The organism is Paraburkholderia sartisoli, assembly GCF_900107685.1.
Classification (GTDB): domain Bacteria; phylum Pseudomonadota; class Gammaproteobacteria; order Burkholderiales; family Burkholderiaceae; genus Paraburkholderia; species Paraburkholderia sartisoli.
On sequence record NZ_FNRQ01000001.1, the window covers coordinates 1,023,783 to 1,041,314 of the forward strand.

General features: G+C 64.2%; 15 protein-coding genes. 4 read left to right on the forward strand and 11 right to left on the reverse strand.

The genetic code is table 11. The features are described 5' to 3' along the window. The first annotated feature begins 16 nt into the window (after nucleotides 1–16). Complete coding sequence (locus BLV45_RS04700; RefSeq protein ID WP_090529582.1) at nucleotides 17–3,037, forward strand: FAD-binding and (Fe-S)-binding domain-containing protein; 3,021 nt, start codon at nucleotides 17–19, stop codon at nucleotides 3,035–3,037. A 125-nt stretch (nucleotides 3,038–3,162) separates the two neighbouring features. Here BLV45_RS04700 and BLV45_RS04705 read toward each other — a convergent pair whose 3' ends face one another. The 5 genes from BLV45_RS04705 to BLV45_RS04725 all read right to left on the reverse strand — a co-directional run bounded on the left by BLV45_RS04705 (nucleotide 3,163) and on the right by BLV45_RS04725 (nucleotide 7,610). Next, on the reverse strand, nucleotides 3,163–3,570 hold the full coding sequence (locus BLV45_RS04705; RefSeq protein WP_090529585.1) for an OsmC family protein: 408 nt from the start codon (nucleotides 3,568–3,570) through the stop codon (nucleotides 3,163–3,165). A gap of 298 nt (nucleotides 3,571–3,868) precedes the next feature. Further along, nucleotides 3,869–4,507: a hydrolase gene (locus BLV45_RS04710; RefSeq protein ID WP_090529588.1), complete on the reverse strand. Its 639-nt coding sequence runs from the start codon at nucleotides 4,505–4,507 to the stop codon at nucleotides 3,869–3,871. 312 nt (nucleotides 4,508–4,819) lie between these two features. After that, nucleotides 4,820–5,500 carry an isochorismatase family protein gene (locus BLV45_RS04715; RefSeq protein WP_090529591.1) on the reverse strand — a complete coding sequence of 227 codons (681 nt, stop codon included), beginning with the start codon at nucleotides 5,498–5,500 and terminating at the stop codon, nucleotides 4,820–4,822. A 373-nt stretch (nucleotides 5,501–5,873) separates the two neighbouring features. Further along, nucleotides 5,874–6,545: a glutathione S-transferase family protein gene (locus BLV45_RS04720; RefSeq protein WP_218133527.1), complete on the reverse strand. Its 672-nt coding sequence runs from the start codon at nucleotides 6,543–6,545 to the stop codon at nucleotides 5,874–5,876. A 96-nt stretch (nucleotides 6,546–6,641) separates the two neighbouring features. Beyond that, the gene (locus tag BLV45_RS04725; protein ID WP_090529594.1) at nucleotides 6,642–7,610 is read right to left on the reverse strand and encodes a hypothetical protein; all 969 of its coding nucleotides are present in this window, start codon (nucleotides 7,608–7,610) and stop codon (nucleotides 6,642–6,644) included. Nucleotides 7,611–7,737: 127 nt separating this feature from the next. On the opposite strand from BLV45_RS04725, the gene BLV45_RS04730 reads away from it, so the two are divergent. After that, the gene (locus BLV45_RS04730; RefSeq protein ID WP_090529597.1) at nucleotides 7,738–8,661 is read left to right on the forward strand and encodes a LysR family transcriptional regulator; all 924 of its coding nucleotides are present in this window, start codon (nucleotides 7,738–7,740) and stop codon (nucleotides 8,659–8,661) included. Nucleotides 8,662–8,950: 289 nt separating this feature from the next. Here the strand turns inward: BLV45_RS04730 and BLV45_RS04735 are convergent, their stop codons facing one another. After that, complete coding sequence (locus BLV45_RS04735) at nucleotides 8,951–9,445, reverse strand: hypothetical protein (RefSeq protein WP_090529600.1); 495 nt, start codon at nucleotides 9,443–9,445, stop codon at nucleotides 8,951–8,953. Nucleotides 9,446–9,674: 229 nt separating this feature from the next. Between BLV45_RS04735 and BLV45_RS27410 the strand changes: the two genes are divergently transcribed. Continuing rightward, the gene (locus BLV45_RS27410; protein ID WP_176954065.1) at nucleotides 9,675–9,815 is read left to right on the forward strand and encodes a hypothetical protein; all 141 of its coding nucleotides are present in this window, start codon (nucleotides 9,675–9,677) and stop codon (nucleotides 9,813–9,815) included. 293 nt (nucleotides 9,816–10,108) lie between these two features. Continuing rightward, nucleotides 10,109–11,131: an XdhC family protein gene (locus BLV45_RS04740; protein ID WP_090531124.1), complete on the forward strand. Its 1,023-nt coding sequence runs from the start codon at nucleotides 10,109–10,111 to the stop codon at nucleotides 11,129–11,131. Nucleotides 11,132–11,168: 37 nt separating this feature from the next. Here the strand turns inward: BLV45_RS04740 and BLV45_RS04745 are convergent, their stop codons facing one another. The 5 genes from BLV45_RS04745 to BLV45_RS04765 form a co-directional block, all read right to left on the reverse strand. Next, nucleotides 11,169–12,104: a LysR family transcriptional regulator gene (locus BLV45_RS04745; RefSeq protein WP_090529603.1), complete on the reverse strand. Its 936-nt coding sequence runs from the start codon at nucleotides 12,102–12,104 to the stop codon at nucleotides 11,169–11,171. Between the two features lie 105 nt (nucleotides 12,105–12,209). Continuing rightward, a complete protein-coding gene (locus tag BLV45_RS04750) occupies nucleotides 12,210–13,775 on the reverse strand; it encodes a UbiD family decarboxylase (RefSeq protein ID WP_090529606.1) in 1,566 nt (521 codons plus the stop codon). A 116-nt stretch (nucleotides 13,776–13,891) separates the two neighbouring features. Then, on the reverse strand, nucleotides 13,892–14,617 hold the full coding sequence (locus BLV45_RS04755; RefSeq protein ID WP_090529609.1) for an enoyl-CoA hydratase/isomerase family protein: 726 nt from the start codon (nucleotides 14,615–14,617) through the stop codon (nucleotides 13,892–13,894). Between the two features lie 40 nt (nucleotides 14,618–14,657). Then, complete coding sequence (locus BLV45_RS04760; RefSeq protein ID WP_090529612.1) at nucleotides 14,658–16,994, reverse strand: xanthine dehydrogenase family protein molybdopterin-binding subunit; 2,337 nt, start codon at nucleotides 16,992–16,994, stop codon at nucleotides 14,658–14,660. After that, nucleotides 16,991–17,500 (reverse strand): (2Fe-2S)-binding protein, encoded by a 510-nt coding sequence (locus tag BLV45_RS04765; protein WP_090529615.1) that lies wholly within the window; start codon nucleotides 17,498–17,500, stop codon nucleotides 16,991–16,993. The genes BLV45_RS04760 and BLV45_RS04765 overlap by 4 nt, the downstream gene beginning before the upstream one ends. Nucleotides 17,501–17,532: the final 32 nt, after the last annotated feature.

A 17,532-nucleotide genomic window follows, 5' to 3' on the forward strand; every position in this document is an offset into this window, starting at 1 on the left:
CTTACAGGCCGACGATATGTCGAACTCCACTTCCGCTTTGCTCGTCAAGCCGATCCATCTGGTGCCTTCCGCTGCGCGTCTTACGACACCGCTCGCGCAGCATCTGCGCAAGTCGTTGCGTGGCGACGTGCTGTTCGATGCAGCGAGCCGCGGCCGTTATGCGACCGATGCGTCGATCTATCAGATCACGCCGATTGGCGTGGTGGTGCCGCGCGACCAGGACGATCTGCGCGTCGCACTGGAAATCGCACGAAGCGAGAAGGTACCGTTGCTCGCGCGCGGCGCGGGCACGAGTCAATGCGGCCAGACCGTCGGCGAAGCGCTGGTGATCGACACCAGCAAGTGGCTGAACAACATCGTCGCGTTCGATGCCGACGCGCAAACGGTGACGGTCGAGCCAGGCGTCGTGCTGGATCATCTGAATGCATGGTTGAAGCCGCATGGCCTGTGGTTTCCGGTCGATGTCTCGACGGCGGCGCAATGCACGATCGGCGGAATGGCGGGCAACAACTCGTGCGGCTCGCGCTCGATCGAATACGGCAACATGGTACACAACGTCGACGCGATCGACGCTATTCTCGCCGATGGCAGCGAAGCACGTTTCGCTTCATTGCGCGAGGCGCCGCGAGGCTTGCGCTTGCAGCAGATAGTCGAAGGCGTGAAGCAGATTGCCCAGCGTGAGCGCGATGAAATCGTGGCGCGCGTGCCGAAAGTCTTGCGTCGTGTTGCGGGCTACAACATCGACATGTTCGATTGCCAGAACCCGCGCGCCTATACCGACGACGGCATCGCGAATCTCGCGCATCTGCTGGTCGGTTCGGAAGGCACGCTGGCGTTCAGCAGGCAACTGACGCTGAAGCTCGCACCGCTACCCACGCATAAAACGCTTGGCGTGGTCAACTTTCCGACCTTCTGGCAGTCGATGGATCTCACGCAGCACATCGTCAAGCTGAAGCCGGTGGCCGTGGAACTGGTCGACCGCACCATGATCGATCTGGCGATGAGCAATCCCGCCTTCCGGCCGGTGATCGAGAAGGCGCTCGTCGGCGAGCCGCAAGCGATCCTGCTGGTGGAGTTCGCGGGCGATGACCGTGACGGGCAACTTGCTTCGCTCAAACAGCTCACTGAGTTGATGGCCGATCTGGGCTTGCCCGATTCGGTCGTCGAGATGCCCGCCGCGAATGAACAGAAGGCGCTGTGGGAGGTCCGCAAAGCCGGACTGAACATCATGATGAGCATGAAGGGCGACGGCAAGCCGGTTTCCTTCATCGAAGATTGCGCGGTGCCGCTCGAACATCTGGCGGAATACACGCGCCGTTTGACCGAAGTGTTCCACCGCTATGGCACCGAAGGCACCTGGTATGCACACGCGAGTGTCGGCACGCTGCACGTGCGGCCGATTCTCGATATGCGGCGCGACGGCGCGGTGAAAATGCGCGCCATCGCCGAAGAAGCGGCGGCGCTGGTGCGCGAATACAAGGGCGCATATTCCGGCGAACACGGCGACGGTTTGTGCCGGGGCGAATGGGTCGCGTGGCAATACGGGCCGCGTCTGAATCAGGCGTTCGCCGGGATCAAGGCGCTGTTCGATCCGGACAACCGCTTCAATCCCGACAAGATCGTGCGTCCGCCGAAGATGGACGACGCGCGCAATTTCCGCTTTGCACCGGGCTACGAAGCGCGCCGGATCGAGACCGCGCTCGACTGGTCCGCGTGGAACGTCGAACGCGATCCGCTGACGGGGCGGGAGACACAGCCGGGCAGCGGCAACGATCTGTCGGGCGGTCTCGCGAAGGCCGTCGAGATGTGCAACAACAACGGCCATTGCCGCAAGTTCGACGCGGGCACCATGTGCCCGAGTTATCGCGTGACGAAGGATGAGCAGCATGTGACGCGGGGACGCGCGAACACGTTGCGCCTGGCCATCTCCGGGCAGCTCGGAGAAGCAGGACTCGCCAGCGACGACGTCAAGGACACGCTCGACCTGTGCGTGTCGTGCAAGGGCTGCAAGCGCGATTGCCCGACGGGCGTCGACATGGCGAAGTTCAAGATCGAGGCGCGGGCGGCACGTGTCAAACGGCACGGGCTGCGTCTGCGTGACAGGCTGGTGGCTTTCATGCCGCGCTATGCGGCAACGGCGAGCCGTGTGCCGGGCCTGATGGCGCTGGCGGACAACGTGCCGCTGTTGTCGGCATGGATCAAGCGTTCGATGGGTTTCGCGCCTGAACGCGCGTTGCCGCGCTTCAGGAAACCGTTTCTGTCTAATGCAGTGACGGCCAGGCCGACTCAAGGTGGCGTGCTGAAAGAAGTGCTGTTGTTCGTCGATACGTTCAACAACAACATGGAACCTGACAACGCGCGCGCCGCGCAACGGGTGCTGGAGGCGGCTGGTTACACGGTGTACTTCAATACGCGTCAGGGCGAGCGCCCGGTATGTTGTGGCCGCACCTTTCTCGCGGTCGGACTGGTCGATGAAGCGAAGCAGGAAGCGCGGCGCATGCTCGATCTGTTCAAGCCGTTCGTGGAGCGTGGTGTGCCGGTCGTCGGATTGGAGCCGTCGTGTTTGCTATCGTTGCGCGACGAGTTTCTGCACTACGGTTTCGGCGAGGAAGCGCAGCGGCTATCGAAGCACGCGTTTCTGTTCGAAGAGTTTCTGGTGCATGAGGAAAAGGCAGGGCGTTTGCAGCTTGCGTTGAAGCCGCTGGCAAAGAAGCAGGCGCTTGTTCACGGCCACTGCCATCAAAAGGCTTTCGACGCGTTCACGCCGGTGCAAACCGTGCTGAACTGGATCCCTGAACTGAAGGTGTCGACGGTGGAATCGTCGTGTTGTGGCATGGCGGGCAGCTTTGGCTACGAAGCCGAGCATTACGCTACATCGCAGGCAATGGCGGAACTGTCATTGCTGCCGGCAGTGCGCAAGGTTGACGACAACACAGTGGTGGTCGCGGATGGCACGAGTTGCCGGCATCAGATTCATGACGGCGCGGGCATCGACGCAATCCATGTGGCGCGTGTGCTGGCGATGGCTTTGCAGTGACAGCGGACGGGTTGAGCCGGTGCAGGCCAGCCTGAGGCCGTTCGTACTGCGAGGTCATTCACTTTCGCCGGCTCGCAGCCATTCGCGGTGCCTTTCGGGAGGTGTCGGACGTGGTTGCGGTTGCTTTACTCCCCGAGCATGGTCGTCTCGATACGTGTGCCGCGCTTGATAAATAGCGTAACCGGCGTCCGCTCGCAGACCTCGGCAAGACGCTTGCGCTGGGCCGGTTCCAGTTGCGCATCAACGGAGACCGTGCGGCGGATGTACTGTGAGCCGTCGCGATCCACGTGCAGACTGGCATTGACGGCAATACGGCCAGCTGGCCACGCTTTCTTCTGCATGTACATCCTGAGCGTGGCCGCGGTACACGCGACAAGCCCGGACAATACGAATGCAAACGGCGCGGGGGCGCGATCCTGTCCGCCTTCGCGTAGTCCCTCGTCGCCAAGGAGCGCGTGGTTACCTGCCTCGATCCTCACGAGATAGTCAGGCGTGTCGATGTCGAGTTCGGCGGTGGCGGTGGCGAGTGGCATGGTGTCGTCCTCATGGGTGATCCGCTGCCGAAGCGGGATGCGGCGGCAATGGAATCCGGCCGGTTTCGCCGGGGACGGGAGGACATTCGCTGACCTCCCAACGTTGCTTTGCCTGCTCGATGACTTCCTTGCGAGCCGGATACGAAGTACCGGTTGCCTGATTGTCATCGTTGCGGCGTGGCTGGCAACGTCGCAACCGGCGATCGAGGGTCGAGCCGGCTCACAGGATGCGCTCGACGCACCCGCTACGTCCGTCGGGCGTGGCGCGGGCGCCATGGGCGCTCGCGCCGGGTCCCGCTTAGCTACGGTCGTACGAGAACTGGATCCCCGCAGTGCCGCCTGTTTCAACGAACAGGTCAATGAATGCCGGAACAGTTTCACTGCGCGACCAGTCGCGCTGCAATTCGCAGAACAGCTGGGTAACGCTGATCATCTTGCCGCCTGCCTGCTCGATACGGCGCAGCGCCGCATCGTGCGCGGCGACGGACGTCCCGCCGACGGCGTCAGCCACCACATACACCTCGTAGCCTTCCTTGAGTGCATCCAGCGCGGGAAACGTGAGGCACGCTTCCGTCCACAGCGCGGTCATGATCAGCTTCTTGCGGCCGGTTGCTTTTACCGCCGCGCGGAACTCGACGTCCTCCCAGGAGTTGATCGAGGTCCGGTCGTATGTCGGATAGTCGCCCAGCACCGCGCGCAATTGCGGGATGGGCGGCTTGTTCAGGCCGGTCTTCACGTTCACCGTCGAGTGGATGATCGGCAGCTTGTAGGCAACCGCCGCTTTCGACGTGCCGACGATGTTGTTGACCAGCAGCTGGCGGTCCATCGATGCGATCGAATTGACCTGGACAGGCTGGTAGTCGATGACGATGAAGGCGGCGTTTTGCGGGGTCAACAGATGATCGCTTGCGGGATCGCGAATGGGTTCGCTAGCCATGGCTATTTCTCCGGTTAAGAGGTGAGTGTGGTCTTTCAACAGGCGCAGTCGGGTTGTGCCAGACGGCGGGCCCCGTCGATGCCTGTTTCGGGACAGAAGTACTCGATCAGCTTTCGTAGCATAGGTGAACTGTCGCACAGAACGTGAGTGCGTTTTGACGAACATCGTGTCCGCATTGCGGAACGCAATGACTCTGTACGGACGCAACGCGTGGATCGTGAAAATGCGCGCGCTGCGGCGCGCAGCGTAGCCGGGTTCCTCCCCTGTTCAGGAGCCGGTGTACGCTGACCGCTGCCTCGCCATAGGGGCGCCTTACGCGCGTTCCGAATCCAGTTGTTCGTTGTTCTTCAGCACGTCCTGCGCTTTCTGATAGCTCTCGATCAGTAGCTGGTAGGCCGGGAAGACCGCGCTGTACGCTTCGGCGAACTGAAGCGCGTCTTCGCGATGCCACGTTTGCTGGATCTCGGAACAGACCGCGGCGGTGTCCATCGGCACGACCCCGGCCTGGACGATACGTGCCAGGGTGATCTCCTGGGCCATTTTCGAGTACGTACCCGATGCGTCGATCACCGCGAACACCTTGTAGCCCGCATGGACCGCGCTGATGCTCGGGAATGCAAGACACACACTGGTGATCGTACCGGCGATGATCAGCGTCTTGCGGCCCGTTGCCTCGACGGCTGCCACGAAATCGGGGTTGTCCCACGCGTTGATCTGGCCCTTGCGCGCCACGTATTTCGCGTGCGCCGCGTATCGATGAATTTCGTCAATCAGCGGCCCGTTCGGCCCTTGCGGCACCGACGCGGTCGTGATGACCGGCATCTTCGCGAGCGTCGCCACTTTGGCGAGCGTCGTGACGTTGGCGCGCAGTTCCGGGACGTTCATATCCCTCACGGTCTGGAACAGGCCGCTCTGGTGATCGATCAGCAGCATGGCTGCATCGTTGGGATCGATGACAGGACGTTGGCCATTGAAGTTGGCGGGTGCACTCATGAGACGACTCCTGTTCAGTTAGTCAGCCAGGTGTTCCCGGAACATCCTGGACTCAGGCGAACCCGGTCGACGCAGCCACCTGGCCCAGCGTGACAGCGCCGCGCAGCAGGCGGGCGCGATATGAAAACGCCGGCCGGGCGCGGTTGCACTGACACCACCTGCCCGGTTCAGGTCGTATTGACCTCGTTCGCGTGTCAACACGATAGACGCGTGGCGCTCTGTCCGGTAGACGTCGTGGGGTGTCCACTGAGTCTCATTAATGGAACGCTGGATGCATCCCGATGCAGGATCCCAACGATTTCTATTTCTTCGCGCACCTCGCGATAGTTCGCGATGACCTGTTCATCTTCTGTCCCGTCACGAACATCAGACGCTATTGATTTTGCGGAAACATCGCGCGCCGGGCGTCATCGTCCATTTCGGTCTTGAGCGTCAAGCTGCTCTTCAACGCATTGACGCGTGCGGCGGCGGGGCGCGCCGAAATTTCATCGACGAGACGTTTCACATGTCGATAACCAGAAAGCCCCTGTTCGCCGAAGATATAGGCCGCTGAATTTGCCCAGCCCCATAGCGCGATATCGGCAATCGAATAATCGCTGCCGGCAAGATAAGGCGTGTGAGCGAGCCGTTGATCGAGCACGCGGTAATGCCGTTCCACTTCCTTGAGATACCGGTTGCGGGCATACGGAACCGGCTCCGGCGCATAGTGCAGGAAATGCACCGCTTGACCGGAGAACGGCGACAGGCCGGTCGCAACGAGTTGAAGCCATGACAGTGCAGCCGCGCGCTCGACGGGTGCGGACGGCATCAGCCGGCCATGTTTCTCCGCCAGATGCAGAAGGATCGCGTGAGAATCGAAGAGCGTGATGCCATCGTCATCGAGCGCCGGGACCTTTCCATTCGGATTGATCTTCAGGAATTCAGGCGTGTGCTGCTCTCCCTTGAAGATGTCGATGGGCTGCACGGTGTACGGCAACTGCAGTTCTTCCAGCATCAGTGCGACTTTCGTGCCGTTCGGCGTCGGGTGGAAGTAGAGAGTCAACATGTGGATTCCTTCAGTTTGAATTGAGCAGATCAAGGGCATGCATTGGCAAAGGCCGCGGAGCAGCGGACTTTGCCAGACGCCTGAGAAAGTGCGTGTCTAGAACTGCTGCAGGATGTATTCGCTGACCTTGGGTGCATCCGGCTTGAACAGCGTGTCTATCCGCGAGTTCAGCACGTACACCTGGCCATTCTTTTTCACGGCGGCGGTGGGCATCGACTGTTCGCTCTTTTGCGTGCGGACGATCGTGGCGGTTTGCCAGCCATCGGTGGAAACCAGTTCGACGGTGCGGTCCACCCCTGCGTTTTGCACGACCACCAGATGGTTGCCGTCGATCAGGTTGAATCCGTCCGCGCCTTTCAGCGGCTCCGGCAACTTCACCTGTTCGATTTTCGACGGGTCGTTGATGTCGACACGGAACAACTCGCCTGAGTTGTAATTGCCCGTCAGCAGGTAACCGTCGCGGTGTATTGCGATGCCGTTCAGGTTGAAGCCTTCGCCGGTCTTGAAGCGCGCGTCGCGCGCGAAGACCGACGCGTGTCCCTTTGTGTCGATGCGATAGATGACCGGCGCGAAACTGTCGGTCACGTACGCGTTGCCGCGGGCGTCGAGGACCAGGTCGTTGGCCAGATGCGCACCCGGATCGAGACTCGACAGGTCGTAATACGCACGCGGCGCGCCGGTGGTGGCGTCGTAGGTCGCCACGGCCGCCAGCTTGCCGCGCGTGGCCTCGCTGGTGCGTTCGCCGGCGCCCGGGTCGGCGTTGGTGACCCACAGCACGTTGCGCCGGTCGTCGACCAGCAGACCGAGCGTGGACACGAGACGGCTGTCCTTGATGAAGACCGTGTAGCGGCCGTCCGGCGTGACCTTGCCAACCGTGCCGTGCCGCACCGAGCCCACCATGAAGACGTGTTGCCGGGCGGACCACGTGACGCTTTCCGGATAGGCCTGGTTGGCGGTGAACGTGATGTCGGCGGCGATGGCCAGGTTCGACGCCAGCAAGGTTGCCGCCAGCGCCGCGCCGGTCCACAGCTTCCGTGCGTTGAAATGCCTGTTGCGAGTTTTCATCATCGTTTCCTTTTCCCCGGCACCATGCCGTCGATTCGATGGTGTGATTGTGCTTTTGCGTGAATCGCTAAACAATCGGCTAACATGCAAAGTCGGATTGCAATAAAAGCAAAAGTGGAGGGGCGGGATGCTGAAAGACCTGGAGGTGTTTGTCGCCGTTGTCGAAGCGGGCAACTTTTCTACGGCTGCGCGCGAGCTTGACGTCGCGGTGTCGTCGGTGACGCGCAGGATCGACGGTCTCGAAGCCGAACTGGGCCGTCCGCTTTTCCGGCGCGGAACGAGAAGGCTGGTGTTGACCGACGCGGGGCAGCACTTCCTCGGCACCGCGCGCAACGTGTTGCTGGAGTTGACGGAAGCGCGCGATTTCCTGTCGAGCAGCGATACCGAGCCGCGCGGCGTGCTGACCATCGCCGCGCCGTCGGCTTTCGGACGGCGGCACGTCGCACCCGCCGTGCGCTCGTTCCTGATGACATATCCGCACATGAAGGTTGATCTTCAGCTGAGCGACAAGGTGATTGATCTTTCTGTCGAGCGTGTCGATCTGGCGATACGGATCGGACGTCTGGTGGATGGCGATCTCGTGGCGACCCGGCTCGCGCCGCTACGCCGGCTGGTCTGCGCCGCGCCGGCCTATCTGGAGAAAGCCGGGCGACCGGGCACGCTCAAGGAACTGGTCGATCACGAATGTCTGACGGTGTCGTCAAAACCGACGCCGCCCGGATGGTGGACGTTCCCCGGTCTGAATCGCGGCGCGCCATTGCCGGTCGGCGGACGTCTTCAGTGCGACGACACGGAGACCCTGCTCGACGCTGCTGTCGCGGGTTTTGGCGTGGTGCATCTGGCGAGCTGGCTGGTCGGCGACCGGTTGCACGAAGGTCAGCTCGTGCCGCTGTTTTCGTCCGACGACGGCAACGCCGTCAAGAACGCCCCCGCGATCTACGCGGTTCGCCTGCCTGGCCGCTCGCACGTGACGAGGGCGCGTCTGTTCCTGGAGCACATTCGCGCGCATATTGGCGATCCGCCGTATTGGGACCGGCCTTTGCAGCAATGAGGATGTTCGCGCGAATCCGGGCAGGGCGTTGCTTGCAACGCAACGCCTGACTGTCGACGTTGCGCTTCGCTAAATGACGATTGATCCGTGCTCTCCGGGAGCATCCAAAAAAATAAATGCATGTGAGGGCAGGTGACAGGAGGTTCGAATCCTCTTGTCCTGACCCGGCAATATGAAGGACTCAAGGTGTCGTACCGTCAGTTCCTTTTTCTCGCATGGATTTTTTATCCCAGAGCATCACAAGTGAGCGACGGGTCGCAGTCCTCTCCTGCGGACGCAACCTTCTGCGCTACTTTGCGGGAGGCTGACCCGAGGACAGGATCGTGCTCAACTTCGTGCCTCCGATGGATTCGCAATCCACCGCCTTCGGTTCAGTCCACTGCACAGCGGTGCCGCGCACCACCGGCCTGACCACGCGCCACGGCCAGAAGCCGAAGCGCTGCGATCCTGTGTACTCGATAATCGCATCCGCCCCGCGCATCTGCGCGTATTCGGCCATCCTGGGCAGGATGGCGGTGACACTGCCGTACGAATTCTTGCCGATACTCACACGCTTGATGACCCTGTACTTCTGGCCAGCGGGCGGGAGGTTTGCGAAAAAGCAGAAGTCACCGAGGCCTCGAGGCAGATCAACAGGTGGGGGCGAGGCGGTGTTGGTCATGTTGAGTTCCGCCTCCGACGCGGCGTCCGCCGTCGGCTCAGTGGCATGCACCGTGGTTGCCGCCAGGCTCGTAGCAATCAATGCCGCAATCAGAGAAATTTCGATGCTTCGTGTGTAGTTCACTGGATGGTCTCAATGCTGTCCGCGCCGAACGGCGCGAGCTTTTGTCTAGAAGTCGAAACGCAAGCGGGCGCGACGCAGTTGACGACGACACGCAATACGTAGCGATGCAGTACGGGCTGCCGGCAACCGCAGCGCCATCCTGACGGAAGTGCGAAAAATATACGATGACCCCATTCGAGGTCATCCTGTAGGCATAACGGAAGAAAACAGGAAAAATTTAGCCTTATTTATGGTGATGACCGATGCGGCCGGGCTTCGTCACCTGAACACGCCGATCCGTTTCGCGCGCGAACCTGGCGAGCCGGATCTTCATGTGCCGCGACTGGGCGAACACACGCAGGCCGTGCTTGCCGGACTCGACAACGCATGATGTGCGTTCGCGACGGGCCGGCGCGCTGTCGAACGGTGCGCCGCGTCGAGGGGCGCCTGCCGCATTGATCGGCCACTCCGATGAATTGATCGAAAATCGCTGATTCCCCGCGCAACGCGGTTTCTCTACACTCGACGACAAACCCGGACGCGTGCCGTCCGGTATTCATTCCGCGCGCTCGCGCCTGTTGCTGTCGTTTGCCTTGTGTCGTTTCCCGGCGATGTCGGCCGATGCGATGTGTACTTGCGTTGCCCGCGCGGACCGCAACAATTTGCATGGGGTCGGAGACGATCATGGACAGCGTGAATCTCGAAGTCCTCAAGGCCAGCGTACGCTGGCTCGGCGCGGGCCATCGCGCGTGGCTCGTGACGGTCGTGAAGACGTGGGGCTCGTCGCCGCGCCCCGAGGGATCGATGCTCGTCGTTCGCGACGACGGCCTCGTGACGGGCTCGGTATCGGGCGGTTGTATCGAGGACGATCTGATCGACCGCGTGCGCCGCCACGCGGTGAGACCGGACCGGCCGCAGGCACTCAAATACGGCATCAGCGCGGACGACGCGCATCGCTTCGGCCTGCCGTGCGGCGGCACGATCGAACTGGTGCTCGAACCGCTGTCCGATGCGCGCGGCGTCGCCGCGCTATGCCGTCGCGTCGAAGCCGGTGAACTGGTTGCGCGCACACTCGACATGGCGACCGGCAAGACGACGCTATCCGCCGCGCAGGCAACCGATGGCGTCGCGTTCGACGGCGAACGGTTCGTCACGATACACGGCCCGCGTTACCGGATGCTCGTGATCGGCTCGGGGCAACTGTCGCGCTTTCTGGCGTCGATTGCGGTGGGGCTCGACTATCAGGTGACGGTGTGCGACCCGCGCGAGGAATACGCCGATACGTGGGACGTACCCGGTACGACGCTCGTTCGCACGATGCCCGACGACACGGTGCTCGGCATGAAGCTCGACGAGCGCAGCGCGGTGATCGCGCTCACGCACGACCCGAAGCTCGACGATCTCGCGCTGATGGAAGCGTTGAAGACCCCTGCGTTCTACGTCGGTGCGCTCGGCTCGCGACGCAACAACGCGGCGCGGCGCGAACGGCTGAAGGAGTTTGATTTGACCGAAGCCGAACTCGCGCGGTTGCACGGGCCGGCTGGCATCTACATCGGCAGTCGTACACCGCCCGAAATCGCCATCTCGATCCTCTCCGAAGTGACCGCGACGAAGAACGGCGTGGTGTTGCCGGCGGCGTTCCGGGTCGAAGGGGCGAAGGCGGTGCGTGAAATCGATGCGTCGGTCAACGCGTTGTGCGCCGCATGACGCTGGCCTTCGCGCATGCGTCGCTAGTGACCCAGACTCAGTCCAGTTCGTCGTCGGCGATGGCGGCCACGGGTTCCTGCGCGGCCTCCGTGAACATGTCGGTGAACTGGTCGAGTACCGCGAGTGCGTCGCGGCCGACTCGCGTGATCCGGTAGAACGATAGCGCGACCTCGGGCCGGATCGCGTCGATCCTCACACGGTAATGCCGGCAGATGTGCTTGCAGAACGACGGCATGATCGCGATGCCAAGCCCTTCCTGCGCCATCGCGATCGCGGTCTGAAGATGACCGACGACGATGCGCCGGCTCACGTTCACTTCCTCTTTCGAGAGCGTCGCTTCGATGAGCCGCTGCAACGGATTGTCCTTCGGCAGTGCGATCATCGGCAGGCCTTCGAGCGCGGTCCAGCGGATGGCCCCGCCGCGCGCCGCGGACGCCCCGAGCAACGCGTTGTTGTCTGCCGATACCGCAACGAACCGCGTCGGAAAGATCGGCACGCGGTCGATGCCGGAGATCTGCGAGAAGAACACGCCGAATGCCGCGTCGAGATGCCCTTCCTCGACCATGTGTACGAGTTCGCCCGGCGGCCGGTCGACCAGCTCGATCTGTGAGTTCGGATAGATCTGCGAGAAGCGTGCGAGCACCGGCGGCATCAGGCTCGCCGCGATCATCGGTGTGCAGCCCAGCAGCAACGACGACTGTTTCTGGCGCCCCAGCTCATTCAGTTCGGTCACCGATTTTTCGAGCGTCTCGACGATCTTCATCGCGGTCGGATAGAACACGCGGCCCGCCTCGGTCAGCGACACGGTGCGTGTCGTGCGTTCGAGCAGCCGGCACCGCAACTGCGTCTCCAGCTCGCGGATGATCGCACTGAGCGCCGCCTGGCTCAGATGCATGCTCTGCGCGGTCTTCGTGAAGCTCGACGTGTTCGCGACCCCAAGGAATACCTTGAGTTGTTTAAGGGACAGATTCATCGACAACAGATCCTTCGTGTATCGGGCTTGGGCAAGCCCGATTCTATCCCGTCCGCCGCAGCGGCTGCCGCACGTCGGGACGCCCGTGCGGCAACGGCCGGCACGTCAGGCAAACGCGTAGCGCCCCTCGGCGTCGCGCGCGAGCGCGCGTTTTTGCGCGGTGTCCTCGAGCCAGCGCACCACCTCGCGGCCATCGCGTGTGCCGGTCGCGACCATCAGCTCGGCGAAGCGCTTCGGACCGTGTTCGAGCGCTGCTTCGAGTGAATCGAAGCGCGCGCCTTGCCAGGCAGGCGGGGTCGGCACGCGGTGTTCGAGATCGCGTTGCGCGCCTGGCGCGAGCAGCGGCAGCGTGAGGTCGAAGCCGGCTTTCGCGGTTTTCGTCGCGCCGAGCAGCGACGGGTCGAGCGGCATCGCGCGCATGCTGTCCTGGAGCACGAGATCGCGGTCGGCCTGGAAGCGCGTCGCGAGCGCCCAGTCCATCTGCTCGTCGGAGAACACGTCGATGTCGGGATCGACGACGAACACGTGCTTCACGTTCGCGAGCGACGCGAACACCGCCGCGATCGCGTTGCGCGCCTCGCCTGGCACTCGCTGCTGCATCGCGATGCGCACGTTGAACATGCCGCCCGTCGCCGGGTTCGCGTAGACGGCCTTGACTTCGCGCACCGCCGTTTCGAGCGCGCGCCATACGGTGACCTCGGTGCGCAGCGCGGCGAGTTGCGCGGTATCGGTGCACGCCATCGAGCGGCCGCCGATCGTGCAGGTCTGGAACACCGCGTCACGCCGGTGTGTGATCGCGGTCAGATGAAACACCGGATTCGTCTTCACGCCGCCGTAGTAGCCGAGGAATTCGCCATACGGGCCTTCCGGTTCGGCGTGGCCGCGCTCGTCCAGATAGCCTTCGAGAATGAATTCGGCGTCGGCGGGGACGAGCAGGTCGTTCGTCACGCATTTGACGACGCCCATCGGCGTGCCGCGCAGCGCGGCGACGAGTTCCAGCTCGTCGGCCGGAATGCGCATCGTCGCGCCGACGTGGTCGATCGGGTGTGTGCCCACCGCGAACGCGATCGGCGTGCGCTCGCCGCGTTTCGCGTGCGCGATGGCGATCGCGCGCAGGTCGGACGGGGCGACGAGGTCGATGCTGGCCGTGCGGCGACCGCGCAGCATCAGCCGGCGGATGCCGACGTTGGTCCAGCCGGTCTCCGGATCGACCGCGAAGTCGATCGACGCGGAGACGTACGGCGCGCCGTCCAGCTCGTGTTGCAGATGCACGGGCAGTGCGGTGAAGTCGCAGTCGTCGCCGGTCAGCACGACCTGCTGGACCGGCGCTTCGTCGCGGCTCACCTCGACGAGCTTGCCCTTCACGCGCAGCCGCTCGCGTACCGTTTCGAGCAGGCGCTGCGGCGTCGTGTCGAAGGCCTTGGCCAGCCGCGTGCGGCTCGCGGTGACGCTGCCGGCGAGCGACGTCGTGCCGCCGGACGGCCGTTCGAACCAGACCGCGCGCGGGTTGCCTTCCATGATCGCGGCAATGTCAGCGAGATCGACCGGCGCTTCATGGCGTTCGAGTTCGGTGTCGTCGAGCGATTCGAGAAAACGCCGCAGGCGGAACTGTTCGAGGTCGGGGGCGGGTGTGCCTTCCGCGGTGGAGGGGATCGCTGTCCTGGGTCTCAATCTGGGCTCCTCGCGCAGGATGTGTGCGCAATGTTGTAGTCGATGGATCGTCGTTTCGGGGGCGGCGGCAGCCTGCGCGATGCGCATCGCTGCCTCGCGTGATCAGAAGCGGGCAATCAGAAGCGGGCCGACAGCGCGGTGGCCGCCAGATGCGCGGCGAAGCCACTCGCGCCGGTGGCGGACATCTCCGGTGCGAGATGCAGGAACTGCTTGACCGCGCGCAGCGTCACCGCGCTGCAGCCGAGCAGCGTCTGCGTGAGCGCGTTCGCCTCGGCGTCAAGGCTCGCCGCCGGCACGATGCGGCTCACGAGCCCGGCCTGCAGCGCCTCGGCGGCGGACAGCCGCTGGCGGCTCAGGACCATGTGCGCGACCGTCTTCACCGGCACGCGACCGATCAGCGCGGACATGACGAGCGTCGGCGGGATGTCGCGTTCCATTTCTGGAATCTGGAACACCGCATCGTCGGCCGCAAGCGCGACGTCGCACACGCCGGCCAACGCGCAGCCGACGCCGAGCGCCGCGCCGCGCACCACCGACACCACCGGCACGCGCACCGCCTTGAGCGCGTCGTAGAGCGCGAGCGGCGGCGCGGCGACCACGCGGCGCAGCGTTTCCGCGGAGGGCTTCGCGTCCGCCGGCGGCATCGGCGACTGGCGGCCCTTGCAGAAGTCGGGGCCGCTGCTGCCGATACGCACGAGTTTCACCTCGTCGTCGAGCGACGAGACTGCCGCGATGATCGCGTCGCTCATTTCCGCGTTGATCAGGTTGCCGTTCTCCGGACGGTCGAGCACGATCTCCACGAGGGGGCCGTTACGGTTGATTGCAACGAATGGGGTAGGCATGCGTGTCTCCTTCGTCATGCAGGCATTGTGACAGGGGCGTTCAGGCGGCGCGGCAGTGGATGTATTCCCACACGACCTTCGGTGTGGCCGGCATCGCCAGTTCTTCGGTGCCGAATTCTTTCAGCGCGTCGGCGAGCGCATTGAAGATCGTCGCGGTGGCGGGGGTGATGCCGCTCTCGCCGCCGCCCTTCACGCGCAGCGGATTGCCGTGCGTCGGGTCTTCGGTGAGCTCGACGCGCAGTGGCGGAATCGCGCCCGCGCGCGGCATTCCGTAGTCCATGTACGAGCCGGTTAGCACCTGGCCGGTGTCGCGGTCGAGGTAGCAGGTCTCGGATAGTGCCTGGCCGATGCCCTGCGCGAGGCCGCCATGCACCTGGCCTTCGACGATCAGCGGGTTGATCGGCTGGCCGACGTCGTCGACCGACGTGTAGTTGACCAGCTTCACGACGCCGGTATCCGGGTCCACTTCCAGTTCGCAGATCGCCGAACCGGTGGGGTGCGCCGGCACCCGCGTGTTGACCTCGGCCTCCGCGTACAGCTTGCGTTTCGACGGATCGCCGGGCATGCCGTCGCTCGCGATGCGCGCGGCGACGTCGAACAGCCCGACGCGGCGCGCGGACGACGGATCGATGAAAACGCCGTCCTCGAACTTCACGCTCCCGGCAGACACGCTGAACAGTCCGGCGGCGACGCGCTTGCCGGTCGTGACGATCTGCGCGGCAGCGTCGACGAGCAGCATGCCGCCGAGCCGCATCGAGCGGTCCGAATGGCTGCCGCCGCCGACGCTCACGAACGCAGTGTCGCCGGTGCGCAGCGTGATCGCCGGCATCGACACGCCCAGATGCTGCGCGATGACCTGGGCGAAGGTCGTTTCATGGCCCTGGCCCGTCGACTGGGTGCCGGAGACGATATCGATGCGGCCTTCCGGCAGCACCGTCAGCTCGATGCGCTCGCGCGGCGCGCCGACCGGCGACTCGATGTAGTTCGCGAGACCGATGCCGCGCAGCTTGCCGCTCGCGCGCGCTGCCGTGCGGCGCTCCTCGAAGCGATTCCAGCCGGCAAGTTCCAGTGCGCGCTCCATGTTGCGCGCGAATTCGCCGCTGTCGTACGTGAGGCCCATCGGGCTGCGGTACGGCAGTTTCTCGTGCGCGACGAGGTTGCGGCGGCGAATCTCCGCGCGGTCGAGACCGAGTCCGGCCGCCGCGAGGTCGAGCATCCGCTCGATCACGTGCGTCGCCTCGGGGCGGCCCGCGCCGCGATACGGCGCGGTCGGCACGGTGTTCGTCAGCACCGCGCTGATGTGTACCGCCGCCACGGGCACGTCGTACACGGTCGTCATGATCCGCGTGCCGTTCGACATCGGCACGTACGACACCGTATGCGCGCCGACGTTGCCGATCCATTCGTTGTCGATCGCGAGAATACGGCCGTCCTTCGAGAACCCGAAGGTGGCGCGGACGATCGCGTCGCGGCCCTGGTAGTCGGACAGGAACGCCTCGCTGCGGTCGCTCGTCCATTTGACGGGGCATCCCACGCGGCGCGCGGCCCACACGACGGCCAGCTGCTCGACGTAGATGAACGAGCGCGGGCCGAAGCCGCCGCCGGTGTCGGGGCACACCACGCGGACCCGCGACGGCGGCACCTTCAGCGCGCCGGCGAGGCACAGCTTCTGCCGCACCGCGCCCTGGCTGCCGGAGATCAGCGTGTAGACGCCGGTTTCGCCGTCGTACGCGCCGATCGCGCTGCGCGGCTCCATCTGGCAATTGACGACGCGGCTGTGGTGGAACTCGCGCTGCACGACGAGCGGCGCAGCGGCGATGATCCGGCGCGCTTCGTCGCGATCGCCGATCTGCGTCTGGAAGCACAGGTTGCCACCGGCGCCGTCCCACAGTTGCGGCGCGCCGTCCCGCATCGCGTCGGCTGCGTTGACGACCGCGTCGAGCACGTCGTAGTCGACGTCGATCATTTCCGTCGCGTTGCGCGCGGCGAGCGGCGTTTCCGCGATCACCATCGCGATCGGCTCGCCGACGTAGCGGACCCGGTCGACGGGCAGCGGAATGTGCGGCTGGTTGAAGATCTGGCCGGTCAGCGACGCAAGGAACGCCTTCTTCGTCGCATCGACAGCATCGACCGGGTTCGGCACGTGATCGACGCCCTGATAGCCGTCGTCCAGATAATCCTGGCCGACGAGCACCGCGATCACGCCGGGCGCCTCGCGCGCCGCGGAGACGTCGACTGAGCGCAGCACGGCATGCGCGTGCTGCGAACGCAGGAACGCCGCGTGCGCCTGGCCTTCGACGCGCAGGTCGTCGGTGTATTGCCCGTTGCCGGTCACGAAGCGCCGGTCCTCGACGCGCGGAATGGGTTGGCCGATCATGACTGTGAGCGCTCCATCGTGGCGCCAGCTGGCGCCGGATACATGTCGTGCGCCGCGTGGCGCACGGCCTCGATGATGTTCACGTAGCCCGTGCAGCGGCAGATGTTGCCCTCGAGCGCGTGACAGATGCTCTCTTCGTCGAGCTTCGGCGGCCGGCGCAGATAGAAGTCGACCGACATGATCATGCCGGGCGTGCAGAACCCGCATTGCAGCCCGTGACACTGGATGAACGCATGCTGGACTGGATGCAGCGGCGCGTCTTCGCCGGCGCGCAGGCCCTCGACGGTGGTGACGGTGCCGCCGCTCGCCTGCGCGGCGAGGACCGTGCACGACTTCACCGAGACACCGTCCAGATTGATGGTGCAGGCGCCGCACTGACTCGTGTCGCAACCGACGTGCGTGCCCGTGAGCCGTAGCGTTTCGCGCAGGAATTCGACGAGCAGCGTCTCGTCGGGCACTTCGTGCCGAACGTCGACGCCGTTCACTCGCAATTGGACTTCAGTCATGATTTCCCTTCGTGTGCTGGGTCGTTCGGTTG